A 24,963-nucleotide genomic window follows, 5' to 3' on the forward strand; every position below is an offset into this window, starting at 1 on the left:
GGGCAGGATATGCTCAACAATATCGGTCCTATGGGCCTCATTCTGATCGCTGTCGTAGTGCTGGTTCTGTTCGGTCGCGGCAAGATTTCGCAGCTGATGGGCGATGTCGGTAAGGGCATCACGTCCTTTAAAAAGGGCATGGCGGACGGTCAGGCCGAAGAATCCAAGATTGAAAGCGCCGTAGACGTAACGCCTGAGTCCGCACCTCAGTCCGAGACGACTACAAATCAGGACCGCGCCTGATACGGCCGTAACAGTGAGCCGCCAGCATGTTTGATATCGGTATTTACGAGATGATGCTGGTGGGCGTTGTTGCGCTCATCGTCGTCGGTCCGGATGATCTGCCTAAAATGTTCCGCACAGTTGGCCAATATGTTGGCAAGGCGCGCGGAATGGCGCGGCAGTTCCAATCCGCGATGAACGACGCCGCACGCCAGACGGAATTGCAGGACGTGAAAAAGGCGATGGACGGGGTTAAGGCCGCGACCAATCCGCTGAACACAGCCACCAAATCCGCGCGTGATTATGCAAAAACGATCATGACGGATATTGATCCGGCCGCACCACAAACGCCCGATCCAACCGCGGCGCGCCGTGATGCGGCGGCTGCGGCCAATGCTGCCTCGGCTGCGGGTTTCCCGCATTTCGAGGATGCGGACGACAATTCCATGATGCCGCCCAAGCCCGCAGCAGAGGCACCCACGCCGGATACTGCCGCCGAAAAAGAGACCTAATACATGGCCGAGACTGAGACCGAAGACACGGCCATGCCGTTGATCCAGCATTTGGCCGAGCTGCGCACGCGCATCATCCGCTCAGTCGCTGCATTGCTGGTTGCGGTAATTATCTGCTTCACGATTGCGGAACCGACGCTCGATTTCATCATGCGCCCAATTGCGGATGTTTTGAATGCACGGGGTGAGGATGCGCGTCTGATCTTTACCGCACCGCAGGAAAAGCTGTTCGTGCTATTTCGCATTTCGATCCTGCTGGGTCTGGCGTTGAGCTTTCCGATTATCGCCTATCAGATGTGGCGTTTCGTGGCGCCGGGTCTGTACCAGAACGAGAAGGGCGCGTTTCTACCCTTTGTCATAGCGTCGCCCGCGATGTTCATTCTGGGCGCGGCCTTTGCGCATTTTGTGGTGACGCCGCTGGCCATGGATTTCTTTATCGGGTTTTCGGACGTTGTGCCGACCATCGCCAATCTGCTGTCCGGTCAGGATGTTGCACCGGCGACTGCGCCTGATGACGAGTTGACGACGGTGTTTCTAGGCTCGGTTAAGGAAACGCTGGATCTGTCGCTGAAATTCATCTTTGCTTTCGGGATTTGTTTCCAACTGCCGATCCTGCTGACCCTGATGGGTAAGGCGGGGCTGGTCAGCTCTGATGGTCTGAAGGCCGTTCGTAAATATGCCGTGGTCGGGATTCTGGTTGTCGCTGCGCTGGTTACGCCACCTGATGTTATCACGCAGGTGATCCTGTTTAGCGTGGTTTACGCGCTGTACGAGATTTCGATCTGGCTGGTCATGATGGTTGAGCGTAAGCGCGCTGATGCCGAGGAAGAGGAAGACACGGTTTGACCCAGGACCCGATGGAGCGGATTGCGCAGGCGCTGGAGCGGATCAGCCCGCCGCCCGCCGATGCCCCTGATTGGACCGCCGACGCCTATATCTGGCAAACCGCGCCGGATCGGTTGGAGGCAGTTCCGCAGGTTAGCCGTGTGCCACTGCAATTGCTGGTCGGGATTGGGCGTGCGCGCGATATTCTGGTCACCAACACGCAGCAATTTGCCAAGGGGCTGCCCGCCAATAACGTCCTGCTATGGGGCGCACGTGGAATGGGCAAGTCCAGCTTGGTCAAGGCCGCCCATGCGGAGGCCGGACAGGGCACTGTGTTGATCGAGATTCTGCGTGAGGATTTGCCCAGCATTGGCCGGTTGCTACGGCTACTACGCGGGACGCAGCGCCGCTTTCTGCTGTTCTGCGATGATCTGTCGTTCAACAATGATGACGCGCATTACAAATCGCTAAAGGCGGTACTGGATGGCGGGATCGAGGGGCGGCCAGAGAACGTGATTTTCTATGCCACCTCGAACCGCAGGCACCTGATGCCCCGCGATATGATCGAGAACGAGCGTGGATCGGCCATCAATCCGGCCGAGGCGGTTGAGGAAAAGGTCAGCTTGTCAGATCGGTTCGGGTTGTGGCTCGGCTTCCACGCATGCTCGCAGGACGAGTTTCTTGAGATGATCCGCGGCTATTGCGACCAATACGGTCTGGCAATTGACGACGCCACTTTGCGGGCTGAGGCGATTGAGTGGCAGCAGACACGCGGGTCGCGATCTGGCCGCGTTGCATGGCAATACGTGACGGATCTGGCCGGTCGGCAGGGTATTGCGCTGAGCTAATAAAGGAACCTTAGGGGCGGGACTCTCGCCCCTAAGGTTCTGATATCACAGATATTCGGCTGGGTTCGTGTGCTGCATTCCGCGGCGCACCTGGAACTGTACCGATGGCTCGCTACGCTCAGCCACGACGCCCAATTGCTGGCCCTGTGTGATGCTGTCACCGCGCGCAACGTTCACGCCGGTAATGCGGCCATACACGGTCACAAGGTTGTTTTCGTGGCGCACCATTACGATGGTATCCAGATCGCCGACAGAGCGGGAAACAAGGACAACCTCACCATCCGCAGCGGCATGAACCGGCGCACCAGCGGCTGCGCCAAAATCGATCCCCTCATTCCGGTCCGCGCCATTTGGAGCGTATGGGCGCAAAACGGGGCCATCGACCGGTGGGATGAAGATACCGCTGCCCGACCGGAACTGGCCCAGATTGGGGCTGGCCGGGGTCTCAACAACAAGGCTGGTATCTGTCGGCAGCGGCTGCGCCGAGGATGGTGGCGGCGTCAACGCAGCCGCCGCGCCGGGCAGAACTGCCTGTGCGTCAGGGGTGACAACGGTGACAGGCGCCTGTGGCAATGTCGGAATAGACGTTTGTGTGGTGGTTACGCTGCCAAACGGAATTTCGATGCGCTGGCCGGTGTTTAGCGCAAAGTCTGCGCCTAGGCTGTTCCAGTCAGCCAGCGATGTTACCGGCACATCGTATAGGCGTGCGATGGAGAACAACGTCTCACCCGGTGCTACGGTGTGGACCAGTGGCGCGGTTGTGGTTGTTTGTGTGGCTGCTGCTGCGCCAATCGCGCCGGTTTCGATCGTCGGCAAGGCTGCGCGGTCGATGGCAGCGGCTGCGATATCCGGGCTCCATCCTGCGGGCGTGGTTTGCGAGCCGACAGCGTAGCGATCTGCGCGGGGGGGAAGAACCAGCTCCTGTCCGGCGGTGGTTGTTTGCGTGACGGGCAGACCATTGTAATTGGCCAGATCGGAGGAGGAGACGCCGACACGGGCCGCCATGGCGATCAGGCTGTCATTTTCGCCAGCGACGATCACCTGATAGCTGCCGCGATCAATCACACCACGGGAATCTGCCGTTTGGATTGGCGCTGTTGCTGTTACCGGACTGGGCGCAGCTGCAACAATGGCGGGTTGGTCAGGTGTGGACCCGCGAAACACGATAGGTGCGGGGGAGTCGATCTGCGTTGCGCAGGCACTCAGCATGATGGACCCGCCAAAGGCGATGGACAGTGGGATCAGCCGGGATGACATGGCAGTACTCTCTTTTGCTCGGATATTGCCTCAGACGTCTGAATTATGGGTCTATCCGTCCGCGATATCTTCGGCCACGCCTTCCAGCAATGGCACAAAGCGCACGTCGCCCAGTTCACTATACTCCAGACCGTCAGCAGTTTTAATGACTTTTATCAGATGTTGCACGGTGTCGCTTTGTCCAACGGGCAATACCATGATGCCGCCGACACGCAACTGTTCCAATAGGATAGATGGGGGGTCCTCGGCCGCGGCGGTCACGATGATGCGGTCGAATGGCGCCTGTTCGGGCAGACCCGATGTACCGTCGCCGGTCACAACGGTCACGTTATCCGCACCCATTTCCTGCAATGCTGCGCGGGCCTGTCGCGCGAGGGGGCGGTGGCGCTCAATGGTGTAAACGCGCCGCGCAAGGTGGCTGAGCACACCTGCCTGATAGCCCGATCCGGCTCCGATTTCGAGGACCTTGCACCGGCGATCCACCTGTAATGCCTGCGTCATCAGGCCAACAACCGAAGGTTGGCTGATTGTTTGACCGCAGGAAATCGGCAGGGGGATGTTTTCGTAGGCGCGTGCGCGAAAAATCCCGTCGAGGAACAATTTGCGGGGCGTCGCCTCCATCGCGTCGAGGACCTCGCGGTCGCGCACGCCCTCCTGCTGTAGCGCGAAGATCAGCGCCCAGCGGGCCTCGTCCTGAACAGTAGGGGGCGTAGGCTCGCTCACGACAGAATGTCCTGCAACCCCGTGACCAGATCGCGCGCGGTCAGATCGGCACGCAGTGGGGTCACGGTAATGTTACCTTCAGATGCCTCAAGCGCATCGGTTCCGGGGGCACAGGTGTGGTTGCCCATCCCGTGCTGAATCCACAGATACCGACGCCCGTTTGGCGCATCCTGCGGGGAAATTCCGAATGGTGAACCGCCACGCTCACCCTGAGCGGTGGCCTTGACTGCCTTTACCTGATCGGCGGGAACGGCCGGGAAGTTGATGTTGTAGAACACGCCGTAGCGGCCTGCTTCCTCCCACTTCGCGTTATCCAGCAACTGCTGAACGATACGTGCGCCATGCTGGACGGCTGCCTCGAACGGGTCAGAGATGTCGCGGTTATCGGGACCGTAATATTGGGACATGGCGATGGCGCGGAACTTGTGCAAAGCCGCCTCCATCGCGCCGCCGATTGTGCCGGAATACAGCGTATCCTCGGCGACGTTATGGCCGCGATTCACGCCGGACAGCACCAGATCGGGGGGACAATCCTTCATCACGTCGAAAATGCCCGCCATCACGCAATCCGCGGGCGATCCGGCCACGGCATAGCGGCGCGGGCCGTGCTGTTCGACCCGCATCGGGGTTACGTAGCTGATGCAGTGGCCAACGCCGGATTGTTCCGTTGCGGGTGCAATGGTCCAAACCTCACCGTCGGGACCGGCAATTTGGGCTGCGATAGCCTCCGCGACCTTCAGGCCGGGGGCCATGATGCCGTCGTCATTGGTAATCAGGATGCGCATGTGGTTCTCCGCCTTTGCGCAACTGTGTATGCATGGTGAGGTGTTGGGTCCAGTCAGATCAGGCGATTTTCCGCCTGTACGTGGCCAGAAGGACACCTATCAAAGTAGTAATGCCCAATCCCGCGATAATGGCGACATCAACATGCACCGTTCGTGCCTGTGCTATTATGCCGATTAGGGCCCAGATGACCGCGACTGAATATGCGGGGGCAAAACCGGCGCGCCATTGGATCGCAGCAGCAAATAGCACTGCAACGGGCAGCAGCACGCGCGCCCAGCCCAGATCATCGAATGCAATGCCGTATCCCGCCGCAAGCAGGGCAATGCTGACAAAACTCGCCGCGCTGAGCCATCCGGCATACAGCCCCAGCGGCACGGTGGCTAATGGTTGCGCGCGGTTGAGCATGGCGCAAACCGCGCCAAACAACATGATGAGGATCAGGATCGTCGCCCAAACGGGGCTGTAGCCCGCCACCGGCAGCCAGATCACGCCGATGGACAGGCTAAGGGTCAACATCAGGTCGGGTTTTACCTTTTGCACTATCGCCTCACGACCGGTGTGCAGGATCAGGCCCAGATAGATCAGGCCCCAAATGCTGAATGCCCAACCCGCGGGTTGTATCGCGGGATTGCCCTGTGGAATCGGATAGCGGTCGGGTGAAAAGCCGTTGAACGGTGTGAAAAAGGGCATTGCTGCGAACAGGATGGCGAGGATCAGGTTGAGATAGCGCATGATGTTTCCCTTGCGTCCCGTGTTTGGTCGGGACGCTTGGATGCCCTAACCGCGTGTAATTCGCGTGTGGTAACAGTTATTCCGCGCGGACCGAACGTCAACAAAGGCAACCTGCGGATCGTTCAGGATGTCCTGTGCAGCCTGCGGAATATCCTGCGTTGGAATGATCGCGCCGGTGCCATAGCGGATGCGATAGTCGGCTGTGTACCCCTTGATCAGATATTCGGGGCTGGTCAGAAAGCCGGGGATTTGTGGCGAGGGGGCGGGTGCTGTGCATGCATCAGCGCATAGGAAGATCGGGCCAACCTCGGCATAGGGTTGCGCATCAGGGAAGGGACGCCATGCGGCGATCAGGTATTCCGCGCCCTCTGGCACGATTGCCATGCAGTGGCGGCAGGGAACACCGTTTCCATCGCTGATGGCACGCTCGGCGGGATTGCCCCAAAAATCAGGGCCACCATTTTGCAGGGCGCGGACGGCATCGGTGGGTAATGCGTGGAAGGTGATGGAATGTGTCATGCAGGTCTCCTTTGTTGAAGCCTGCATCACAAATGAAATGGACCCGCTCCACCCGTTTCATGCGGTGGGGCGGGTCCGTGTTTAATTAAGCGAGGATACCCTCAGCCGTGATTTGCGTCTTGCCGCCCATATAGGGGTGCAGCGCCTCAGGCAGAATGACCGAGCCATCCGCCTGCTGCCCGTTTTCCAGCACGGCAATCAGGCAGCGCCCGACGGCTAGGCCGGAACCGTTCAGGGTGTGCACGAATTCAGGCTTGCCACCATCCGTAGGGCGGAAGCGGGCATTCATGCGGCGCGCCTGAAAATCACCGGTGGTCGAGCAGGACGAAATCTCACGATAGGCATCCTGACCGGGCAACCATACCTCGATGTCATGGGTGCGGCGCGCGCCAAAGCCCATATCGCCGGTGCACAGCGACAGCGTACGATAGGCGAGGCCCAGCCGGTCGAGGATTGCCTCGGCACAACCCGTCATGCGGTCCAACTCGGCGCGGCTTTTGCTGGGGTGGACGATGGAAACCATCTCGACCTTTTCGAACTGGTGCTGACGCAACATGCCGGAGGTATCACGGCCTGCGCTGCCTGCCTCGGACCGGAAACACAGGGTGTGTGCGGTCATGCGGCGGGGCAGGGTGGCCTCGTCCAGAATATCTCCGGAAACGGAATAGGTTAGCGTGACCTCGGATGTCGGGATCAGCCACCAGCCATTGGTGGTTTGGTAGCTGTCATCGCCAAATTTCGGCAGCTTGTCGGTGCCGGTCATTGCCTCCTCACGCACCAGAACGGGGGTGTTGGTTTCCTCCAGCCCGTGTTCGTTGGTGTGCATGTCCAGCATGAATTGCGCCAAGCCGCGATGCAGGCGGGCAACCGCGCCGCGCAGTACGACAAAGCGTGAGCCGGACAGCTTGCCACCCGTCTCGAAATCCAGGCCCTTGGCCGCGGCCAGCTCGAAATGCTCAACCGGTTTGAAGTCGAAAGACGGGGGTGTGCCGCTGCGCCGCATCTCGACATTGTCGGATTCGTCTGCGCCATCGGGCACGTCTGCATCGGGCGTGTTGGGTAGGCGCATCAGGCGGTCGTCGAGCTGTTCCTGCAAGGTTTTTGCGTCAGCCTCCAGCCGCGCAATCTCGTCCTTCTTCTCGGCGACGAGGGCGCGCAGGCGCTGGAATTCATCCTCATCGCCCTTTGCCTTGGCCGCGCCAACCTGTTTCGAGGCGGCGTTACGTTCCTGAAGCGCGTTCTGCGCGGCCTGAATCGCCTCACGACGGCGGGTGTCCAGCGCGATCAGCTCAGATGAGACCGGCGCATCGCCCCGCCGCGCGAGGGCGGCGTCAAAGGCGGCGGGGTCGTCGCGAATGATGCGAATATCATGCATGGGTCAAGCTCCGGTTGGTTTTTGTGAGCGGGTTATGCGGGATTAGGAGGAGGGTGGCAATCCGAGGGTTTTGCGGAAATTATTATACTGATCGGACTCCTCGAAAAAAGTTATGTCGCTTTTTGCCCAGTGGATCGGGTGATCTTTAACCGCAAGCCAAGCAAAATTCGTACGTGAATTCCCGAATATTGAAGCCATGTGTTCACAATGGAGGCTGGAAAACCCCTCCCACTCTGCGCCTCCAACATGCGCACCAGTCAAAGTTGCTCCATTGAACACAAAAGAGGGCTCTCCCAATGACAGTTCTGTATGGCGTAGATCAGCACCAGTAAGATCAGCGTATGCAAAATTTGCATTGGAGATGTCTGAAAAACGTGCTTCCATCCCGTGAAGTGTTGAGTATTTGAAATTACTATGCGCTATATAAGAATATGATAATATTAAATTACTAATATTTGCTCTAGAAAAATTTACCTTTGACAGCATGGACCCAGATAAGTTTATGTCTTCTTTTAATTCATTAAACAATCTAGATATTGAAATAATGGCGTTTATTGCAGCTTGAATGTCAGCACGGGGCTCCACGTTAAGATATTTCTTAGCATACACCGTCCCCATCTTCGCGTGAGTACGAATGTAAACGCAAAGTATCTTAATAATGGTTCCCTGATCACGGGCGCTATCTATCGCTAGACGCTCCAGAGCATAGATCGCACCAATCCTGACCTCGATATTCGGAACGCTTTCCTCAACCTGCATCGTGATTATGCTGTCTCCCTGTTCAATCGGTTGAGGGGGAGATTTAATGCTGCGTTCTGCGCCAAGTTGATCGATTGCCTTGGTGAAACGGTCGGTGAATAGCCCCTGTTCCGCTGTTTTTGCCTGCTGCTGCGCAACCACTGATCGCCAGATCACAAAGGGTAAGCCCACGAGTGCGATTAATAGATAGGCATAACCGCGTAGGTCGGCGTCGGGTTCGGGTTTTGAGTTTAAGACGCTCATCAAAGCGCCCACCAAATGAAACGCCATCAGGATCGCAATTGCTACGAAGTATATTAATAGGCCAAACAGCGCGCCTTTTCCCAGTCGCCAAAGCAGGCCCTCTAACTGCGCGTTATCCACCTCAAAGCGTGAGCTATCGCCCGTCACTCGCTCTAGCCATTTTGATAGCCACGCCTTCATTCCCGCCTCACCTCCTTGCACCGCTCCTAGGCAAGCTATAGGTATCCACCGACTTCGCAATCGAGACTCTTGGCCGGTTTGGGCCCACTTCGGAGAAACAAATGTTCGTAACCCCTGCATATGCTCAGGCTGCTGGCGGCGCTGTCGCCGGTATTGGTCAGTTCCTTCCTATCGTCCTCATCTTTGGTATCGTCTACTTCCTGATGATCCGTCCCCAGCAAAAGCGGGTGAAGGAGCATAAGGCCATGGTCGAGGCGCTGCGCCGTGGCGACGTTGTCGTCACTCAGGGTGGCCTGATCGGTAAGGTCATCAAAGTTAAAGAAGATAACGAGATCGAGGTTGAACTGTCCGAGGGTGTGAAGGTGCGCGTTGTTCAGTCCACCATCGCTCAGGTCATCAGCAAGACCGAACCGGCCAAGGACTGATCCGCATGCTCGGGTATCCCCTCTGGAAGAAGATCTGCGTGGTGCTGGTGTGCCTCGCGGCTCTTATATTCTCCGCGCCCAATCTGTTCTACGCACAGGTTGAGGAATCGAATGATGCGGTTGCCGCAGGGCAGCAGGGGGATTGGCCGAGCTATTTGCCGTCCGACTTGATAAATCTAGGCCTCGACCTGCGCGGTGGTGCTCACCTGCTGGTCGAGGTTCAGGTCGCTGATGTGTATCAGGATCGTATGGACAGCGTTTGGCCCGAGGCGCTGCGCGTCCTGCGCGAACAACGCGATGTGGTTGGCACCGTTCGCCAGCTAGACACCGATCAGGGTGAATTGCTGATGCGGATTGGTGAGCCTGCGGGACTGGATACCGCGATTGCCGCGATCCGTGAGCTTGCGCAGCCCATCACCACGCTAACCGGTATCGGATCGACTGATATTGAGGTTTCGGCTGAGGGAACTGACTTGATCCGCGTTCGGTTGAGCGAGGCAGAGAAATCCGCCACTGATGACCGCACCGTCGCGCAATCCGTTGAAATCGTTCGCCGTCGTATTGACGAGAGCGGCACGCGAGAGCCGACAATCCAGCGGCAGGGTTCTGACCGTATTCTAATTCAGGTTCCGGGTGTTGGCTCCTCGCAGGAGGTTCTGGACCTGATCGGAACCACGGCGAAGCTGGGCTTCCACCACGTTATCAATCAGACGACCGATGAGAATGCGCGGGCAGGGGCGGGCAACTTGCTGCTGCCTGATGTCAGCCAGCCGGGCGTCTATTATATCGTTGAACGTCGCGCCATTGTTAGCGGAGACCAGTTGGTCGATGCGCAGGCGACCTTTGACCAGAACAATAACCCGTCGGTTTCCTTCCGGTTTAACGCGCAGGGCGCGCGGATATTTGGCGATCACACGGCGGAAAATATCGGCAACCCATTCGCGATTGTTCTGGATAACGAGGTGATTTCAGCACCGCGTATCCAAAGCTATATTCCGGGTGGTTCGGGTATCATTACCGGCCAGTTTACTACGCAGGAAACCACGAACCTGTCGATCCTGCTGCGGGCGGGCGCGTTGCCTGCCGAGCTGGTCGTGCTGGAACAGCGGACCATCGGGCCCGAGCTGGGCGCAGATTCGATTGAGGCAGGGCGTATCGCCACCGCAGTCGCCTTCGTCGCGGTTCTGGTCTTTATGGCGCTGAGCTACGGCCTGTTCGGTCTGTTTGCCAATGTGGCGCTGATCCTGAACGTGGCGATGATCTTTGCGATCCTATCTATTCTGGGGGCGACACTAACGCTGCCCGGTATTGCGGGGATCGTGCTGACGGTCGGTATGGCGGTTGATGCCAACGTGCTGATTTTCGAGCGTATTCGTGAGGAGCTAAAGGCGGCAAAGGGTCCAGCCCGCGCAATTCAACTGGGCTATGACAAAGCATTTACAGCCATCATCGACGCGAACATCACTACCTTTATCGCGGCGATTATTCTGTTTGCCATCGGCTCCGGCCCTGTGCGCGGCTTCGCTGTGACGCTGGGTGTGGGGATCATCACCTCGGTCTTTGCTGCGTTGCTGATTACACGCCTGCTAATCGTGACGTGGTTCGCCATGCGTCGCCCCAAAGAAATTGAAGTGTGAGCGGATCATGCGCCTGAAACTGATACCGGATTCGACCAAGTTCGATTTCTTTAAGCTACAGACACTCTCCTTCGGCATTTCGACGCTGGCGGTGATTGCATCAATCGTGTTGTTTGCGATGGTCGGCCTGAATTACGGCATCGATTTTCGGGGTGGCTCGGTCATCATGACCGAAACGCCCGGTCCTGTCGCGACGCAGGACTATCGCGATTTGCTCGGTGAGCTGGAGGTTGGTGATGCAACCGTTAGCCAAATCAGCGACCCGGCTGCTGAACTGACCGGTGCTGCGCAGAACTCCGCGCTGATCCGGATTGAGCAGCAGGACGGTGAAGCCGCAATTCAGAACGAAACTGTTCAGATGGTTGTGAATGCCCTGCAGGAGCGGTTCGAGGGTCTGACAATTCTGTCCACTGAAAGCGTCGGCGCCAAGGTGTCCGGCGAACTGGTTCAGGCCGGTATCCTCGCTGTTGGTTTGGCTGTGGCAGCGGTGTTGTTCTACATCTGGCTGCGGTTCGAGTGGCAATTTGCACTGGGCGCGGTTGCTGCGCTGGTCCACGATGTGATTCTGACGATTGGTGTGTTCAGCTTGGTCGGGTTGGAATTCAACTTGGCCATTATTGCTGCGATCCTGACGATTGTGGGCTATTCGCTGAACGATACGGTGGTTGTGTTTGACCGCGTGCGTGAAAACCTGCGCCGGTATAAGCAGATGACATTGCGTGACCTGCTGAACCTGTCGCTGAACGAAACGTTAAGCCGTACGGTTATGACCTCTGTCACGACCTTGATCGCGCTGATCGCACTTTATGTGCTGGGAGGGGAGACCATTCGCGGGTTTACCTTCGCCATGATCTGGGGCGTCGTGGTTGGCACCTATTCCTCGGTCTTTGTGGCTTCTCCCATCCTGCTGCGTCTGGATGTAAAGCGGGATTGGTCCAAGGACGGTGAGGGCCCGACCAAGGGACCGCGCAAGGGTGGAACCAAATTCGCGCATATTGATGCGTAAGGTTCGCAACTTTGCACTGGAGGTCGGGTTGTGCATTTTAGGCGCATTGATCGGGTGGGCGGCTATCGACTATCTTGGCGATGAACAGCCGCTCACCTTATTCGAGCAGTCCGACATCTCAGGTTGAAATCACGGAGCGTTCCCATGCAGCTCAATGAAATAGACTATGAAAATGCCCGGCCCGTAGAGGGTTACGGACCCGGCTTTTTCCGCGTCGATGGTAAGGTGATTGAGGGTGGCGTTGCCCTGTTGCCAAATGGCGCGCAGCCATGGTCCGGTGACGCGGCGCCATTTCTGGCCATAGCGGACGATATCGATGTTCTGTTTTTCGGAACAGGCGGCGAAATTGCAAACCCGCCTGAGGACCTCATCGCCGCGCTGGAGGGTGCAGATATCGGGGTTGAAATCATGTCATCCCCATCCGCATGCCGAACCTATAATGTGTTGTTGAGCGAGGGGCGGCGGATCGCGGCTGCGCTGATGCCAGTTCTATCGCAGTGAACACGCTAGGGCTTCTGATCGTTTTTATCTGATTTGCGCCCTAGGCCTTTTCCCGACGCGATCCCGTGATATGTAACACGTCAAGCGGCCGCGCTATTGCGGTCAATTAACAGGAGAACTCCAATGGCATTTAACCTTCCCGATCTGCCCTATGCTCACGATGCACTTGCCCCACATGGCATGAGCGCTGAGACGCTGGAATTCCACCACGACCTGCACCACAACGCCTATGTCGTTAACGGCAACAAGGCGATTGAGGGCACTGAGTGGGATGGCAAATCCCTCGAAGAAATCATCACAGGCACCTACGACGCCAATGCTGTTGCGCAAAACGGCATCTTCAACAACATCTCGCAGTTGTGGAACCACAACCAGTTCTGGGAAATGATGAGCCCCGGCGCATCGGCTATGCCATCCGAGCTGGAAGCAGCATTGGTTGAGTCCTTCGGTTCCGTCGATGACTTCAAATCCCAATTCTCCGCTGCTGGCGCTGGCCAGTTCGGCTCCGGCTGGGCGTGGTTGGTTAAGGATACTGACGGCGCGCTGAAAGTAACGAAAACCGAAAACGGCGTGAACCCGCTGTGCTTCGGCCAAACCGCGTTGCTGGGCTGTGATGTTTGGGAGCACTCCTACTACATCGATTTCCGCAACAAGCGTCCTGTCTACCTGTCCAACTTCCTGGACAATCTGGTTAACTGGGAAAACGTCGCATCGCGCATGTGATCTGACACAGCCGTTTTTGGCTATTCGGGGCGCCCATTGGGTGCCCCTTTTTCATGGGCGCTGCCGATTATTGTGGGCGTACAATCGCGACCTCGTGCTTCGCGCCATGTGGCGTTATCTCTGCCTATAAAAATAGGGGAGAGTGCGATGACCGAGAGCAAGAAGGGCGTTCTGGCGATGCTGGCAACATGCATCGCGTGGGGCCTGTCAGGCGCGTTCTATGCGCAGGTTAACCACTTGGAACCGCTGGAGGTGCTGGCCCATCGCACGATCTGGTCCTTCGCGTTTTTTGCAATCGTAATCGCAATGACTGGCCGCGCGGATAAGGTGCGCGAGGCCGTTCGCAGTCCCCGCACGATCCTGACATTATTGCTGACGGCCATGTTGATCTCGGCCAACTGGTTCGGCTTCATCTATTCGATCCAGTCAAGCCGCGCGATGGAGGCATCGCTGGGCTATTACATCTTCCCCTTGGTTGCAGTTGGCATGGGATATCTGGTGTTCCGTGAACGCTTTGGCCGGTTGCAGGGTATCGGCATCGTATTGGCGATCAGCGCGGTGCTGGTCCTGACTGTTGGCTTGGGTGTTGCTCCATGGATCGCGCTGTTTCTGGCCGCGACCTTTGGCAGCTACGGTTTGATCAAGAAAACCCTAACCGTCGGTCCCGTCACCAGCGTCTTTTTGGAGGTGTGCCTGCTGCTGCCACTGGCTGTTGGATATGTGATTTGGGGGCCGGGCATTGCCCATCTGGACCTGCATGACTGGTTGCTGCTGATCGCATCCGGTGTGCTAACTGGCGCGCCGCTGATGGGGTTTGCCTATGCGGCGACGCGCCTGAATTATGCAACCTTGGGCTTGGCGCAATACGTGAACCCGACGCTGCAATTCGCGGTGGCAACGATGCTGTTTCACGAACCGTTTACGAAGTGGCACGCCATCGCCTTCCCGATGATCTGGGCGGCGCTGGCGCTGTATAGTTGGGGTATCCTAAGTCAGGAAAGGCGCGCGCGCAGGGCACCCATCGCCTGATCCGGCGTCTCCACAACGGTTAGGAATTCGCGGAACGATGCTTCGGCAAAGCCGCGCGCGATGATGCTGTCGATCAACTCGATCAGGCCGTCCCAATATCCATTGGTGTTCAACAGTACGATAGGTTTGTCATGCACGCCCAGTTGGCGCCATGTCATCACCTCGAACAGCTCGTCCAATGTGCCGGGACCACCTGGAAGCACCAGAATGCCGGCCGAGTTCGCGAACATCACCGTTTTGCGGGTGTGCATATTATCGGTGACGACATAGGTATCGGCAGAGGCGCGGCCAACCTCGCGATCAACCAGATGCTGCGGGATCACGCCGAACAGCTTACCGCCCGCGGCCTGCGCAGCCTCTGCCACGGCGCCCATGATGCCGATATCACCTGCGCCATAGATAACACGCCATCCCTCAGCCGCGATTGCTTGACCGATTTTGGTGGCATCAGCCACAAATGCGGGGTCATCGCCGGGGCGTGAGCCGCAAAAAACGCAAATTCCGGGTGTGATTGTGCTCGTCATGTGGCCTCCTTGCCGCAACTGCTACTGTGCGGTGATCTATGATCGGCAAATAATTGCCTATTGATGACACACGTATAACAGTGGCGCACAAACGGAAATGATACATCGACCAGCGCGGCGATGGGGTAGGGGACATAATGTCACAAACAAAGCGTATCGGGCTGGTGGTTGTGCCGGTGATTATTGGTGTTGTCGGCTGGCTTTGGTATCAAAACCGCGAGGAAGCGGAGTCCGTACAGCAGACACCCCCCGCCCCGGTTGTTGAGGCAACAGTCGCGGGGGGTGACGTTGTAGAACCACCGGAAACCACAAGCGTTGTTGAGGTTGTCACCCCGCCCGCCCCTGAGGCCGTCGAAGTTGCCGAGCAGCCACCGGCGGCTGAGGCGATTGTGGACACGGTCGTTGAGGTGATCAAGCAGGCCGAAACCGCCACCGATACGCTTGAGGTGCCAGAGGTTGCAGCCATTGCTGATGTCATCGCGGAGCCGGTCACTGTTGATGAAACGTCCCAGTCAACAGATATCCCCCCTGTCGCGCAGGACGCTCCGGCGATTGAACCTGTCGCTGTCCTGCCTGTGGTTGAGGAGGCTGTCGAGCCGGTTGAAGCGACCGAAGCCGACCCAATGGAACAGGCCGCCGCCGAACCGCAGCAAAGCGCGCGGCCAGCGCCCGAATTTGATCTGGTGCGCGTTGAAACCGATGGCGCGACTGTGATTGCGGGCCGTGCAGAACCCGGTGCGGAGGTAACGATCACCGTTGACGGGCAGGCCGTCGGAACCGCCACCGCTTCAGCACGGGGTGAGTTTGTGGCCATGGTTGATACCCCGCAAACCGGCGCTGCACAGGAAATTCGCCTGCAAACGGGCAGTGTGGAGCAGGGCAATGAGAGTACCTCCGAGGAAGCTGTCATCGTGATTGTTGATACGCCAAGCGAGGATGAAACTCAGGCCGAGGCGCCAGTCGTCGTTCTGTCCACCCCCGCAACGGTTGAGGTGATCCAGCCCGCGATTGAGCAGATCGCCGGACAGATTGTTCTGGACAGTATCAGTTACTCTGCTGAGGGCGATGTCGTGCTGAGCGGTCGCGGCCAACCGGGCAGTGCCGCGCGCATCTACGCCAATGGCGCACCTATAACGCAGGCTGATATCCGGCAGGACGGTAATTGGTCCGTGGTGGTTAATACAATTAATGTCGGCGATTACACCCTGCGTGTGGATGAAGTGGATACGGAGGGTGAGGTGACAAGCCGCGCCGAAAGCCCCTTCCGCCGTGTGAACCCCGATGTGGCGATTGCTACCTTGGCCGAAACCGGTCCCCTACAGCAGATCGTTGTTCAGCCGGGCAATAATTTGTGGACTATCGCGCGTGAGCGTTACGGTCGCGGACCGCTATTTACACAAATTTTCACAGCAAACTCGGATCAAATTCGTGATCCAGACCTGATCTATCCGGGGCAGATTTTTTCGTTACCAGACGATTGAAATCACGATAAGCTGGTGAAAATATGTGAATGAACGAGGCTCCGATGACTGCAGAACATATCGAAACTCTGATCGGTCGCGTCGTCCTAAAGGACCGCGCAGCCTTCGTTGAATTATATGATTTGACCTCCGCGAAACTTTTTGGCGTCTGCTTACGTGTATTAAAGGACAGAGCAGAGGCAGAGGAGGCTGTGCAGGAGGCATTCGTTCGGATTTGGAAGAATGCAGCCAGCTATAAACCCGGTGGATTTTCGCCAATCAGTTGGATGGTTGCCATTGCGCGCAATCACTCGATTGACCGTTTGCGCAAACAGCGCGGCGGACATGTGGAAATTGATGAGGCGGTTCAGATCCCGGATTCGGGACCGGGACCAGAGGCACAGCTGATTGCCAGTGACACCGGACGCCGTGTCACGACTTGCTTGGACGGATTGCCTGAGGATCGGGCCAGCGCGGTGCGCGGGGCCTATCTGGAGGGATATAGTTACGCCGAGCTGGCGGAGCGACACGCAGTGCCGCTCAACACAATGAAAACATGGCTGCGTCGCAGCCTGCTCGCCCTGCGTGATTGCTTGGGCGGGGGGAAGATGGAAGAAGTATGACCGATACGGCACATCACGATAGGGACGATGAGGATTGGCTTGCAGCCCAGTTCGCGCTCGGCCTGCTCGAAGGTGACGCGCTGTCTCAGGCAGCGCGGCGGATGCGGACGGACCGGATATTTGCATCGCAGGTAAACAGTTGGCAGGTTCAGCTTTCGGATCTGGACAGTGAATTCACAGAGGTTACGCCACCAGCCAGCGTTAAGCGTGCAGTAACAACGCGTCTGTTCGGGGCGGAGCCATCGATGCTGTCGCGTCTTTGGAATAGCGTACCATTATGGCGTGGGGTTGCGGCCCTAGGCGTTGTGGCGGCTGTGGCTGTGTCGTTGAACAACCCAGTTTACACGGACCCTGATGGCCTGCGTGATGCGCAGTTGATTACAGCGCTGTTCGCACCTGGGGGTGAGGTTGCCTTTATCACCCGCTTCGATGCGGAACGTGCTGTTCTGCGCGTGAACCGTGTATCGGGTGAGGCTGAACCGGGTCGTGATCTGGAGTTGTGGTTCGCACCAACACCGACCGCCGCGCCGATGTCGATGGGCGTGGTTCCTGAACAACAGGTCTATGAAATCGAGCTAACGCCAGAATTGGTAGAGCTGATGACGACCAACGCGCATTTCGGGGTCAGCGACGAACCCGAGGGTGGATCAACTACCGGTGCGCCTAGCGGTCCCGTGCTGGTTGTTGCGGATATTTTGGCGATCTAGGGTCAATTATTCGGGCTATTGGAGCTCGCTAAAAAAATACGGAATTGGATCAAAAAAATCTCAAAATGATGGAACCAATTCTCCGACTCGCGTGTTGACCTAGCATGGACAATACTGCGCGGTGTCGTGAGGCGGTGCGCAAGTTGAAGTAGCAGCGTTGCGTATTTTGTTGCTTCGGCGCGGACCAATTGACAGTAGCATCCCTGTTGGTCCGCCGCCCTCCATGCCCTTCCGTCATTGACCGATACAATCACGTGCTGGCATTCAATTGCCCGCGGCATTATGAGTCACGTTCATTTTGCGGGAGCGAGCATGACTGATGTAGCCACCGAAGCTGAACAGCGCGGTTCTGTGAACCAATCTGGCGGGACTGTACTTACCAAAGTGATCCCCTATCTGTGGCCGAAAAATCAGCCTCAGCTAAAGGTGCGTGTCGTTATCTCAATGATTATGCTGGTTTTGGCGAAGGTAATTACCCTAGCCACGCCTCTGTTCTTTTCCGGTGCGGTGGATGCATTGACGCCGGAGGATGCGTCGCAATCGGTAGGCTTCTTGCTGGCGATGGGGCCGGTTGCGCTGGTTATCGGTTTCGGGTTGGCGCGTATTGGTCAGGTCGGCTTTAACCAATTGCGCGATGCGGTTTTTGCGCGGGTTGGTCAACGGGCGTTGCGGCGGCTTGCGCTTGAGACATTTCAGCACATCCACGCGCTGTCCTTGCGCTATCATATCGCGCGCAAAACCGGCGGGTTGAGCCGGATTATCGAGCGTGGGGTCAAGGGCGTCGATTTCCTGCTGCGCTTCGTGCTGTTTTCAATCGGGCCGCTGATTGTTGAGCTAGCGCTGATGGCCGCCATATTCTGGTACATGTTCGGGGTCGGCTATATGGTTGTCGTGCTAACGACGATCACGCTGTACACTTTGTTCACGTTCAAGGTGACTGAATGGCGCGTTGAAATCCGCAAGCGGATGAATGAGCGAGATACAGATGCCAACCAAAAGGCCATCGACAGCCTGCTGAATTTCGAGACCGTCAAATATTTCGGCGCGGAGCATCGTGAAGCCGCGCGCTATGACGATTCCATGCGGGGATATGAGGCGGAGGCGATCAAGACGCAAATCTCGCTCGCTGGTTTGAACTTCGGGCAATCCCTGTTGATTACCAGTGGTTTGGTGATCGTTTTGGTGATGGCGGCTATTGATGTGCAGGCTGGTCGGTTGAGCGTCGGGCAATTCACTGCCGTGAACCTATATATGATGCAAATCACCATGCCGCTGAACTTCCTCGGCACGGTTTACCGCGAGATCAGGCAAGCTTTGGTTGATATGGGTGAAATGTTCGGCCTGCTGGAACAACCGGCGGAGGTCACGGACAAGCCTGACGCCAAGCAGTTGCAGGTTGAGGGCGGGCGCGTGACCCTGCGCGACGTTCGGTTTAGCTATGATGCGGATCGTCAGATACTCAGGGGCGTTAGCATCGATGCGGCGGCGGGCGAAACCGTGGCGTTGGTCGGGCATTCAGGCTCAGGCAAATCCACAATCGGGCGGCTGTTGTTCCGGTTTTACGACGTCACCGGTGGTGCGATTGAAATCGACGGGCAGGACCTGCGCGATGTGACACAGGAAAGCCTGCGCGCCGCAATTGGCGTAGTGCCGCAGGATACGGTCCTGTTCAACGATACGGTTGGTTACAATATCGGCTACGGCCTGCCCAGTGCGACCCAGCAGCAGATCGAGGATGCGGCGCGGGCTGCGCGTATCCACGACTTCATTATCTCGCTGCCTGATGGCTATGAAACCACAGTGGGTGAGCGTGGATTGAAGCTGAGCGGCGGTGAGAAGCAGCGCGTAGGTATTGCGCGTACAATCCTGAAAAATCCTGCCATTTTGCTATTGGACGAGGCGACTTCCGCACTGGACTCCGAGACGGAGCAGGGCATTCAGGAAAGCCTGAACGAAATGGGGCAGGGGCGCACGGTGATCACCATTGCGCACCGCCTATCCACGGTCGTTCATGCGGATCAGATCGTGGTGCTGGAGGCTGGCGAAGTTGTGGAGCACGGCACCCATGAGGGGCTGCTGGCGGCCCATGGCCGTTATGCCCGCATGTGGGCCCGTCAGGCGGCTGAGGAAGACGAGGACTGAGCGAGAGCCTCGCCGGAGGTATTTGGGCTAACTGCCTGATGCCTCCGGCGGGGATATTTTGTGAATGCGATGGGCTTAGTCAGCCTTTACCAGTGCATGGCGTTTTTTACCGGCGCTGAGCTTCAGGGTGCCGGAAACGTCGATCATTAGGCCCGCATCGGTGACGGCCTCATCGTCGATCTTGGCGCCACCCTCGGAAATCAGGCGCTTCGCTTCCTTGCCCGACGCAGCCAATCCGGCCTTAACGAACAATTGCACGACGCTGGTTTCACCTGCGGGCAGGGAGACGGTGGGCAGGTCATCGCCGACGCCGCCCTTTTCGAACACTTCGCGGGCTGTTGCCTCGGCTGCGGCTGCGGCCTCTGCCCCGTGGGCGAGGGTTGTGACCTCATTCGCGAGGAGGATTTTCGCCTCGTTAATACCGGCACCTTCAAGCGTTGCGAGGCGCTCGCATTCCTCCAGCGGCAGTTCGGTGAACAGCTTGAGGAATTTGCCAACATCAGCGTCCAGCGTGTTACGCCAGAATTGCCAGAACTCATAGGTGGACAGGCGGTCAGCGTTCAGCCAGATGGCGCCGCTGGCCGATTTGCCCATCTTGGTTCCGTCAGCTTTGGTCAATAGCGGCGTTGTCAGACCGAATACCTGATTGCGGTTGATCCGCCGTGTCAGGTCGATGCCGTTGACGATGTTGCCCCACTGATCGGAGCCGCCCATTTGCAGGCCACAGCCATAGCGCTTGTTCAATTCCATGAAGTCATATGCCTGCAACAGCATGTAGTTGAATTCGAGGAAAGTCAGCGGCTGTTCACGGTCCAGACGCAGTTTTACACTGTCAAAGCTGAGCATCCGGTTGATCGTGAAGTGGCGACCGTAATCGCGCAGGAAGCTGACATAATTCAGCTCGTCCAGCCAATCAGCATTGTTTGGCTGCACGGCGTCCTGCGCCCCATCACCAAAGGTCAGGAAACGCTCGAACACGTGGCGGATGCCGGCCATGTTGTCGTTGATTTGTTCTGTGGTCAGAAGCTGACGTGCTTCGTCCTTGCCCGAGGGGTCGCCGATCTTGGTCGTGCCGCCGCCCATCAATGTGATGGGTTTGTGGCCCGTTTTTTGCAGCCAGCGCAGCATCATGATCTGCGTCAGGTGACCGACATGCAGGCTGTCCGCCGTGCAGTCGAAGCCGATATAGCCCGGAACAACCCCTGTCAGCAGGGCTTCGTCGAGCCCCTCAAAGTCGGTGCAATCTTGCAGAAAGCCACGCTCCACCATGGTGCGCAGAAAATCACTCTTTGGCTGGTAGGTCATCATCTCATCCTTTGCGCCCTATCTAGGCACGGGTTATATGCCCCGATACAGGCTGAAAGAAAAGAGGACGTCGATGCAAGCGATCGGATTGATGAGCGGAACGTCGATGGACGGGGTGGATGCCGCGTGGGTGGAGACGGACGGTCATGTGATTTCACAGTTCGGGCAGGGTCATTTCGCGGCCTATTCGGCTGAGGAACGTGCCGTTCTGGTCGCCGCGCAGGGTAGCTGGCCGAGGGTGAGCAATGCGTTAGCCGCCACAGCCGACATTGTGCAGCGACGCCACATCGCGGCTGTTCGCGCGCTGCCAGCGGCGCAGGTTGTCGGGTTTCACGGACAAACGCTGGCCCATGATCCTGATGGCGGGCGGACCCATCAACTGGGGGATGGGCGTGCGATGGCAGATGCGCTTGGCGTGCCAGTGGTTTGGGATTTTCGCAGTGCGGATATGCAGGCGGGCGGGCAGGGCGCGCCTCTGGCCCCGTTTTTCCACCATGCTTGTGCGCGATGGGCGGGATTGTCGGAACCGGTTGCGTTCCTGAACCTTGGTGGTGTTGGCAATGTGACGTGGGTTGATCCAAACATTGAGCAACCGCAGGCAGCGGGGGCGCTGCTGGCCTTTGACACCGGTCCGGCAAATGCGCTGCTGGATGATTTTATGCAGGATCGAACAGGTGTACCGCAGGATGCTGGCGGCCTGGCGGCGGCGCGTGGCGGGCTTGTTGCGGACCACGTGGATTTTGCTGACGGCTATTTTGATGTGATCCCGCCCAAATCCCTCGACCGGAACGGGTTTCAGGCGGTTGCTGCGGCTGCGCGGGAAATGCCCACGGATCAGGGGGCGGCGTTTCTGACATCCTTTACCGTGCACTCTGTGGCCCGCGCGGTGCAGCACTTGCCACGTCGCCCATCGCGCTGGCTGGTTTGTGGCGGCGGGCGGCATAATGCCACGATCATGGCGTGGTTGGCCGATGCGTTGGGCGGACAGGTTGATCCGGTGGAGGCAGTCGGGCTGGACGGGGATATGCTTGAGGCACAGGCATTTGCCTATCTGGCGGTGCGTGTGCTCAAGGGATTGCCAACCTCTGCGCCGGACACGACGGGGTGTGCCGCGCCGGTTTGCGGTGGCCGTATCTCAGCCTAGGCCCATGCCCCGCCGGATCGCCGCGTGGCGCAGTGGTGCGAGCCCACCCAGCAGGCGCAGGCCACTGCGACGCAAATCGCGCAGGGGTTGCGCGTCGGTCAGAGCGGCGCGGTTCAACACCTCAACCCCGCGTTCGCGCAGAGTGATATCGCGCTGTCGTGCCTGTGCGTAATCGTCGAGCATTTGCTCGCTGCCGATACCATTGCGCCCTGCTGCATCAATCAGCGCGCGAATATCGGCGAAGGACGTGTTCAACCCCTGTGCGCCAATCGGAGGCATAACATGCGCTGCCTCCGCGATCAGGGCCGTGCGGGCACCGATCAACGATTCCGCTTGTTGCGAAATAATAGGCCAGCTGCGCCGTCCGCCCTCAACCTGTAAGGGGCCTAGGATGTTGCAGGATCGCTGCGTCGCCGCCGCGCTAAAGGCATCATCGTCCAGCGCCATCAGGTCCGCCACATTCGGGCCTGTTTCCATCCAGACGATAGCGGAGCGATGCGCCCCCCCCTCATCCGGCAATGGGACCAATGTGAACGGGCCACCGGTGCGGTGCAGCTCGGTGCTGATCCCGTCATGCGGCTCAGGGTGACGCGCGGCAAAGACGATGCCCTTTTGCCCGTAGCGCGTGGTCCGGCTGGGAATATCGAGGATTTCGCGGATCAGGCTGTTACGCCCATCTGCCGCGATAACCAGCTTAGCCTCGATCCGCGCGCCATCGTCCAGTGTGATGCGGGCGGCATTCGTGCGGGCTAGCATGGATTTCACCGCACGCCCCATGCGCAAATCCAGAGTTTCAAATCGCTCAGCATGGCCGATCATCGTATCGCGCAGCGCCCAGTTAGGGATGTTCCAACCGAAACGCTCGTACCCGATTTCCGCGGCGTCGAAATCGACTTGCTCGCGGATGCCATTCTCGACCCCGCCGCTATCGCATAGGCGCATGACGCGCAGCTCCGCCGCGTGGGGGGCGAGCAGGGGCCATAGCGCGACCTCCTGCATCATCTCCACGGCTGGCATCAGAAATGCGGTGGAGCGTAGGTCCGCTCGTTCATCCCCCCGGTCACTGACAGGGGGGGAGGGATCTACGCAAATGACGCTGTAGCCGATTTGGGCAAAGCTCATCGCGGCCATCAGGCCGGCAACGCCGCCACCAGCGACTAGGATATCGGTTTTCTCAACAGTCATAGTCGCAGCCTATCCTATCGTCTTAACCATTGATGCGTGACAGAAAGTCCGCCAGATCATCCGTGACGTGATGAACATGTGCGTGGTCCTCTGGCGTTTCATCCTCAGCCACCAGAATGGTTTTCATACCCAGATTGTGCGGAATGACGAGGTTCTCGGCCATATCCTCGAACATAGCGGAGGTTGTGGGCGTCAGCGCCTCTGCCTCGAACACCAGATCGAATGCCTGCTGTGTGGGTTTCGAGACATATTGCGCGTCCTCGATCCCGTAATGCGCGTCAAAGGCGCCACGCAGGCCCAATGCCTCCGTCACGCGATCCGCATGGCGGCGCGATCCGTTGGTAAAGACGATGCGCCGACCGGGCAGCTTATCAATCTCGGCCCGCAAGTGCAGTGCGGGGGCAAGGTTCGACAGATCCAGCTCATGCGTGTCCAGCAGAAACGCATCAGGGTCGATGGCGTGGTGCTGCATCAGCCCGGTCAAGGTGGTGCCGTATTGTGCCAGATATCCGACACGCATGTCATGCGCCTGATCATAGGACACACCAACGGCCTGCATGATCCAGTTGTTCATACGGTCATCCATCTGATCAAACAGACGGGAGCTGGGCGGGTAGAGCGTATTGTCCAGATCAAAAACCCAGGTACGCACGTGATCAAATTGGTCTTTCATAATTCAACAGTTATGCTGCCTATAGCCAAGGGTCGAGAGCGGGGAGCGAATAATGGTCGGAATGGCGGATTGGGCGGGTCGTGTAGGCCGCGAATGGGCGGATAAGGCGGACGCTATGGATGGCCTGATCGGTCCGGTCGGCGCTGTGGGCATTGCCGCAATGGGCGATGTGACAGGGCAGCGCGTGCTGGATCTGGGCTGCGGTGCGGGGGATACCTCATTCATGCTGGCCGATGCGGGGGCTGCCGTCACGGGGCTGGACGTATCACCGGACCTGCTAGCCGTTGCGCGAGAGTTGGATACCCAAAGCCGAGTTGAGTGGGTGCTGGACGATGCCTCAACCCACAGCTTTGCTACACCCTTTGATGCCCTGCATTCCCGCTGCGGTGCGATGTTTTTTGAGGATCCACAGGCCGCGTGGTCGCACCTGCATTCGCAGGTGAAACCTGACGGAAAGCTGGTCGTGACCTGCTGGCAACCGCCAGAGCTGAACGGCTGGGTTACTGTTCCCTTGGATGCGGCGCGGCCGATCCTTGGGGGTGCGCTGACGCAATTGCCCTCAATCGGTGGGCCGGGGCCGTTCGGCTGGTCCGCGCAGGACTATGTAGAACCTTTGCTGACGGGGGCCGGTTGGCGTGATGTTGAATGGCAGGCCGTGGATCATCCGGCACGTATCTCAACCGGCAATGATCCCGATCCGGTTGAACGTGCGGTCCTGTTCATGATGCGGATCGGCACGCTGGCCAGTAATTTGCGCAAGGTAGACGACGAAACGCGCCTGCGGGTCGCCGATGCCCTGCGTGTCGCGTTGGCCCCGCTGGTGCAGGACGGCTTTGTTCAGGTGCCGACGGCGGGTTGGTGCATAACCGCGCGGGCGTGAGCAGCCCTTGACGTGACG

General features: G+C 58.3%; 27 protein-coding genes. 16 read left to right on the forward strand and 11 right to left on the reverse strand.

The features are described from left to right. Nucleotides 1-9 precede the first annotated feature (9 nt). The 4 genes from tatA to CR254_RS06590 are packed head-to-tail and all read left to right on the forward strand — an operon-like array spanning nucleotide 10 to nucleotide 2,407. The gene (tatA, locus tag CR254_RS06575) at nucleotides 10-243 is read left to right on the forward strand and encodes a twin-arginine translocase TatA/TatE family subunit (RefSeq protein WP_097929054.1); all 234 of its coding nucleotides are present in this window, start codon (nucleotides 10-12) and stop codon (nucleotides 241-243) included. Between the two features lie 26 nt (nucleotides 244-269). Beyond that, nucleotides 270-734: a Sec-independent protein translocase protein TatB gene (gene tatB, locus CR254_RS06580; protein ID WP_097929055.1), complete on the forward strand. Its 465-nt coding sequence runs from the start codon at nucleotides 270-272 to the stop codon at nucleotides 732-734. Nucleotides 735-737: 3 nt separating this feature from the next. Further along, on the forward strand, nucleotides 738-1,580 hold the full coding sequence (gene tatC, locus CR254_RS06585; RefSeq protein ID WP_097929056.1) for a twin-arginine translocase subunit TatC: 843 nt from the start codon (nucleotides 738-740) through the stop codon (nucleotides 1,578-1,580). Continuing rightward, nucleotides 1,577-2,407 carry an ATP-binding protein gene (locus CR254_RS06590; RefSeq protein ID WP_097929057.1) on the forward strand — a complete coding sequence of 277 codons (831 nt, stop codon included), beginning with the start codon at nucleotides 1,577-1,579 and terminating at the stop codon, nucleotides 2,405-2,407. Before tatC ends, CR254_RS06590 begins: the two co-directional genes overlap by 4 nt. Before the next feature lie 45 nt (nucleotides 2,408-2,452). Here the strand turns inward: CR254_RS06590 and CR254_RS06595 are convergent, their stop codons facing one another. From CR254_RS06595 to CR254_RS06625, 7 genes are all read right to left on the reverse strand, one after another. Further along, nucleotides 2,453-3,664, reverse strand: coding sequence for a peptidoglycan DD-metalloendopeptidase family protein (locus CR254_RS06595; protein WP_097929058.1), 1,212 nt, complete (start codon nucleotides 3,662-3,664; stop codon nucleotides 2,453-2,455). A 51-nt stretch (nucleotides 3,665-3,715) separates the two neighbouring features. Next, complete coding sequence (locus tag CR254_RS06600) at nucleotides 3,716-4,387, reverse strand: protein-L-isoaspartate(D-aspartate) O-methyltransferase (RefSeq protein WP_097929059.1); 672 nt, start codon at nucleotides 4,385-4,387, stop codon at nucleotides 3,716-3,718. Continuing rightward, entirely contained in the window at nucleotides 4,384-5,172 is a 789-nt protein-coding gene (gene surE / locus CR254_RS06605; RefSeq protein WP_097929060.1) for a 5'/3'-nucleotidase SurE, read from the reverse strand. The genes CR254_RS06600 and surE overlap by 4 nt, the downstream gene beginning before the upstream one ends. A gap of 58 nt (nucleotides 5,173-5,230) precedes the next feature. After that, the gene (locus CR254_RS06610) at nucleotides 5,231-5,905 is read right to left on the reverse strand and encodes a TspO-related membrane protein (RefSeq protein ID WP_097929061.1); all 675 of its coding nucleotides are present in this window, start codon (nucleotides 5,903-5,905) and stop codon (nucleotides 5,231-5,233) included. A 45-nt stretch (nucleotides 5,906-5,950) separates the two neighbouring features. Beyond that, nucleotides 5,951-6,424 carry a DUF1203 domain-containing protein gene (locus CR254_RS06615; protein ID WP_097929062.1) on the reverse strand — a complete coding sequence of 158 codons (474 nt, stop codon included), beginning with the start codon at nucleotides 6,422-6,424 and terminating at the stop codon, nucleotides 5,951-5,953. Between the two features lie 85 nt (nucleotides 6,425-6,509). Further along, on the reverse strand, nucleotides 6,510-7,799 hold the full coding sequence (gene serS / locus CR254_RS06620) for a serine--tRNA ligase (RefSeq protein ID WP_097929063.1): 1,290 nt from the start codon (nucleotides 7,797-7,799) through the stop codon (nucleotides 6,510-6,512). A 42-nt stretch (nucleotides 7,800-7,841) separates the two neighbouring features. Next, a complete protein-coding gene (locus CR254_RS06625) occupies nucleotides 7,842-8,981 on the reverse strand; it encodes a pentapeptide repeat-containing protein (protein WP_180955912.1) in 1,140 nt (379 codons plus the stop codon). Nucleotides 8,982-9,082: 101 nt separating this feature from the next. Between CR254_RS06625 and yajC the strand changes: the two genes are divergently transcribed. From yajC to rarD, 6 genes are all read left to right on the forward strand, one after another. Then, nucleotides 9,083-9,406, forward strand: coding sequence for a preprotein translocase subunit YajC (gene yajC / locus CR254_RS06630; protein WP_097929065.1), 324 nt, complete (start codon nucleotides 9,083-9,085; stop codon nucleotides 9,404-9,406). 5 nt (nucleotides 9,407-9,411) lie between these two features. Further along, a complete protein-coding gene (gene secD / locus CR254_RS06635; protein WP_097929066.1) occupies nucleotides 9,412-11,043 on the forward strand; it encodes a protein translocase subunit SecD in 1,632 nt (543 codons plus the stop codon). 7 nt (nucleotides 11,044-11,050) lie between these two features. Further along, nucleotides 11,051-12,049 (forward strand): protein translocase subunit SecF, encoded by a 999-nt coding sequence (secF, locus tag CR254_RS06640; protein WP_097929067.1) that lies wholly within the window; start codon nucleotides 11,051-11,053, stop codon nucleotides 12,047-12,049. Between the two features lie 144 nt (nucleotides 12,050-12,193). Further along, on the forward strand, nucleotides 12,194-12,550 hold the full coding sequence (locus CR254_RS06645) for an Mth938-like domain-containing protein (protein WP_097929068.1): 357 nt from the start codon (nucleotides 12,194-12,196) through the stop codon (nucleotides 12,548-12,550). Nucleotides 12,551-12,673: 123 nt separating this feature from the next. After that, nucleotides 12,674-13,273 carry a superoxide dismutase gene (locus CR254_RS06650; protein WP_097929069.1) on the forward strand — a complete coding sequence of 200 codons (600 nt, stop codon included), beginning with the start codon at nucleotides 12,674-12,676 and terminating at the stop codon, nucleotides 13,271-13,273. 147 nt (nucleotides 13,274-13,420) lie between these two features. Then, complete coding sequence (gene rarD, locus CR254_RS06655; protein ID WP_097929070.1) at nucleotides 13,421-14,302, forward strand: EamA family transporter RarD; 882 nt, start codon at nucleotides 13,421-13,423, stop codon at nucleotides 14,300-14,302. Here the strand turns inward: rarD and CR254_RS06660 are convergent. After that, nucleotides 14,266-14,826, reverse strand: a complete 561-nt coding sequence (locus CR254_RS06660; protein ID WP_097929071.1) for an LOG family protein — start codon at nucleotides 14,824-14,826, stop codon at nucleotides 14,266-14,268. The two genes, rarD and CR254_RS06660, sit on opposite strands and share 37 nt — an antisense overlap. A gap of 137 nt (nucleotides 14,827-14,963) precedes the next feature. Between CR254_RS06660 and CR254_RS06665 the strand changes: the two genes are divergently transcribed. From CR254_RS06665 to CR254_RS06680, 4 genes are all read left to right on the forward strand, one after another. Continuing rightward, nucleotides 14,964-16,307, forward strand: a complete 1,344-nt coding sequence (locus tag CR254_RS06665; protein ID WP_097929072.1) for a LysM peptidoglycan-binding domain-containing protein — start codon at nucleotides 14,964-14,966, stop codon at nucleotides 16,305-16,307. Between the two features lie 44 nt (nucleotides 16,308-16,351). Further along, nucleotides 16,352-16,909 carry a sigma-70 family RNA polymerase sigma factor gene (locus CR254_RS06670; protein WP_097929073.1) on the forward strand — a complete coding sequence of 186 codons (558 nt, stop codon included), beginning with the start codon at nucleotides 16,352-16,354 and terminating at the stop codon, nucleotides 16,907-16,909. Beyond that, the gene (locus CR254_RS06675; protein WP_097929074.1) at nucleotides 16,906-17,616 is read left to right on the forward strand and encodes an anti-sigma factor; all 711 of its coding nucleotides are present in this window, start codon (nucleotides 16,906-16,908) and stop codon (nucleotides 17,614-17,616) included. Before CR254_RS06670 ends, CR254_RS06675 begins: the two co-directional genes overlap by 4 nt. Before the next feature lie 312 nt (nucleotides 17,617-17,928). After that, a complete protein-coding gene (locus tag CR254_RS06680; protein WP_097929075.1) occupies nucleotides 17,929-19,758 on the forward strand; it encodes an ABCB family ABC transporter ATP-binding protein/permease in 1,830 nt (609 codons plus the stop codon). A 75-nt stretch (nucleotides 19,759-19,833) separates the two neighbouring features. On the opposite strand, the gene tyrS is transcribed toward CR254_RS06680, so the two are convergent. Then, nucleotides 19,834-21,063 carry a tyrosine--tRNA ligase gene (tyrS, locus tag CR254_RS06685; RefSeq protein ID WP_097929076.1) on the reverse strand — a complete coding sequence of 410 codons (1,230 nt, stop codon included), beginning with the start codon at nucleotides 21,061-21,063 and terminating at the stop codon, nucleotides 19,834-19,836. 73 nt (nucleotides 21,064-21,136) lie between these two features. Here tyrS and CR254_RS06690 point away from each other — a divergent pair, with 73 nt between their 5' ends. Next, nucleotides 21,137-22,207 carry an anhydro-N-acetylmuramic acid kinase gene (locus tag CR254_RS06690; RefSeq protein ID WP_097929077.1) on the forward strand — a complete coding sequence of 357 codons (1,071 nt, stop codon included), beginning with the start codon at nucleotides 21,137-21,139 and terminating at the stop codon, nucleotides 22,205-22,207. On the opposite strand, the gene CR254_RS06695 is transcribed toward CR254_RS06690, so the two are convergent. Next, nucleotides 22,199-23,392: an FAD-dependent monooxygenase gene (locus tag CR254_RS06695; protein ID WP_097929078.1), complete on the reverse strand. Its 1,194-nt coding sequence runs from the start codon at nucleotides 23,390-23,392 to the stop codon at nucleotides 22,199-22,201. The two genes, CR254_RS06690 and CR254_RS06695, sit on opposite strands and share 9 nt — an antisense overlap. Nucleotides 23,393-23,414: 22 nt before the next feature. Next, nucleotides 23,415-24,065, reverse strand: coding sequence for a pyrimidine 5'-nucleotidase (locus tag CR254_RS06700; protein WP_097929079.1), 651 nt, complete (start codon nucleotides 24,063-24,065; stop codon nucleotides 23,415-23,417). 52 nt (nucleotides 24,066-24,117) lie between these two features. On the opposite strand from CR254_RS06700, the gene CR254_RS06705 reads away from it, so the two are divergent. Next, nucleotides 24,118-24,945, forward strand: coding sequence for a class I SAM-dependent methyltransferase (locus CR254_RS06705; protein ID WP_097929080.1), 828 nt, complete (start codon nucleotides 24,118-24,120; stop codon nucleotides 24,943-24,945). Nucleotides 24,946-24,963 lie beyond the last annotated feature (18 nt).

Origin of the sequence: Pontivivens marinum (assembly GCF_900231835.1) — a bacterium.
Taxonomy (GTDB): domain Bacteria; phylum Pseudomonadota; class Alphaproteobacteria; order Rhodobacterales; family Rhodobacteraceae; genus Pontivivens; species Pontivivens marinum.

What these genes read in the sequence shown, in the direction of transcription:
- CR254_RS06695 (WP_097929078.1), bottom strand. Translation starts at nt 23,392, where the DNA reads ATGACTGTTGAGAAAACCGATATCCTAGTCGCTGGTGGCGGCGTTGCC.
- secF (WP_097929067.1), top strand. Translation starts at nt 11,051, where the DNA reads ATGCGCCTGAAACTGATACCGGATTCGACCAAGTTCGATTTCTTTAAG.
- CR254_RS06665 (WP_097929072.1), top strand. Translation starts at nt 14,964, where the DNA reads ATGTCACAAACAAAGCGTATCGGGCTGGTGGTTGTGCCGGTGATTATT.
- CR254_RS06675 (WP_097929074.1), top strand. Translation starts at nt 16,906, where the DNA reads ATGACCGATACGGCACATCACGATAGGGACGATGAGGATTGGCTTGCA.
- CR254_RS06670 (WP_097929073.1), top strand. Translation starts at nt 16,352, where the DNA reads ATGACTGCAGAACATATCGAAACTCTGATCGGTCGCGTCGTCCTAAAG.
- tatA (WP_097929054.1), top strand. Translation starts at nt 10, where the DNA reads ATGCTCAACAATATCGGTCCTATGGGCCTCATTCTGATCGCTGTCGTA.
- rarD (WP_097929070.1), top strand. Translation starts at nt 13,421, where the DNA reads ATGACCGAGAGCAAGAAGGGCGTTCTGGCGATGCTGGCAACATGCATC.
- secD (WP_097929066.1), top strand. Translation starts at nt 9,412, where the DNA reads ATGCTCGGGTATCCCCTCTGGAAGAAGATCTGCGTGGTGCTGGTGTGC.
- CR254_RS06625 (WP_180955912.1), bottom strand. Translation starts at nt 8,981, where the DNA reads ATGAAGGCGTGGCTATCAAAATGGCTAGAGCGAGTGACGGGCGATAGC.
- surE (WP_097929060.1), bottom strand. Translation starts at nt 5,172, where the DNA reads ATGCGCATCCTGATTACCAATGACGACGGCATCATGGCCCCCGGCCTG.
- CR254_RS06690 (WP_097929077.1), top strand. Translation starts at nt 21,137, where the DNA reads ATGCAAGCGATCGGATTGATGAGCGGAACGTCGATGGACGGGGTGGAT.
- CR254_RS06660 (WP_097929071.1), bottom strand. Translation starts at nt 14,826, where the DNA reads ATGACGAGCACAATCACACCCGGAATTTGCGTTTTTTGCGGCTCACGC.
- tatC (WP_097929056.1), top strand. Translation starts at nt 738, where the DNA reads ATGGCCGAGACTGAGACCGAAGACACGGCCATGCCGTTGATCCAGCAT.
- yajC (WP_097929065.1), top strand. Translation starts at nt 9,083, where the DNA reads ATGTTCGTAACCCCTGCATATGCTCAGGCTGCTGGCGGCGCTGTCGCC.
- CR254_RS06680 (WP_097929075.1), top strand. Translation starts at nt 17,929, where the DNA reads ATGACTGATGTAGCCACCGAAGCTGAACAGCGCGGTTCTGTGAACCAA.
- CR254_RS06645 (WP_097929068.1), top strand. Translation starts at nt 12,194, where the DNA reads ATGCAGCTCAATGAAATAGACTATGAAAATGCCCGGCCCGTAGAGGGT.
- CR254_RS06705 (WP_097929080.1), top strand. Translation starts at nt 24,118, where the DNA reads ATGGTCGGAATGGCGGATTGGGCGGGTCGTGTAGGCCGCGAATGGGCG.
- tyrS (WP_097929076.1), bottom strand. Translation starts at nt 21,063, where the DNA reads ATGACCTACCAGCCAAAGAGTGATTTTCTGCGCACCATGGTGGAGCGT.
- CR254_RS06610 (WP_097929061.1), bottom strand. Translation starts at nt 5,905, where the DNA reads ATGCGCTATCTCAACCTGATCCTCGCCATCCTGTTCGCAGCAATGCCC.
- CR254_RS06700 (WP_097929079.1), bottom strand. Translation starts at nt 24,065, where the DNA reads ATGAAAGACCAATTTGATCACGTGCGTACCTGGGTTTTTGATCTGGAC.
- serS (WP_097929063.1), bottom strand. Translation starts at nt 7,799, where the DNA reads ATGCATGATATTCGCATCATTCGCGACGACCCCGCCGCCTTTGACGCC.
- CR254_RS06595 (WP_097929058.1), bottom strand. Translation starts at nt 3,664, where the DNA reads ATGTCATCCCGGCTGATCCCACTGTCCATCGCCTTTGGCGGGTCCATC.
- CR254_RS06615 (WP_097929062.1), bottom strand. Translation starts at nt 6,424, where the DNA reads ATGACACATTCCATCACCTTCCACGCATTACCCACCGATGCCGTCCGC.
- CR254_RS06650 (WP_097929069.1), top strand. Translation starts at nt 12,674, where the DNA reads ATGGCATTTAACCTTCCCGATCTGCCCTATGCTCACGATGCACTTGCC.
- tatB (WP_097929055.1), top strand. Translation starts at nt 270, where the DNA reads ATGTTTGATATCGGTATTTACGAGATGATGCTGGTGGGCGTTGTTGCG.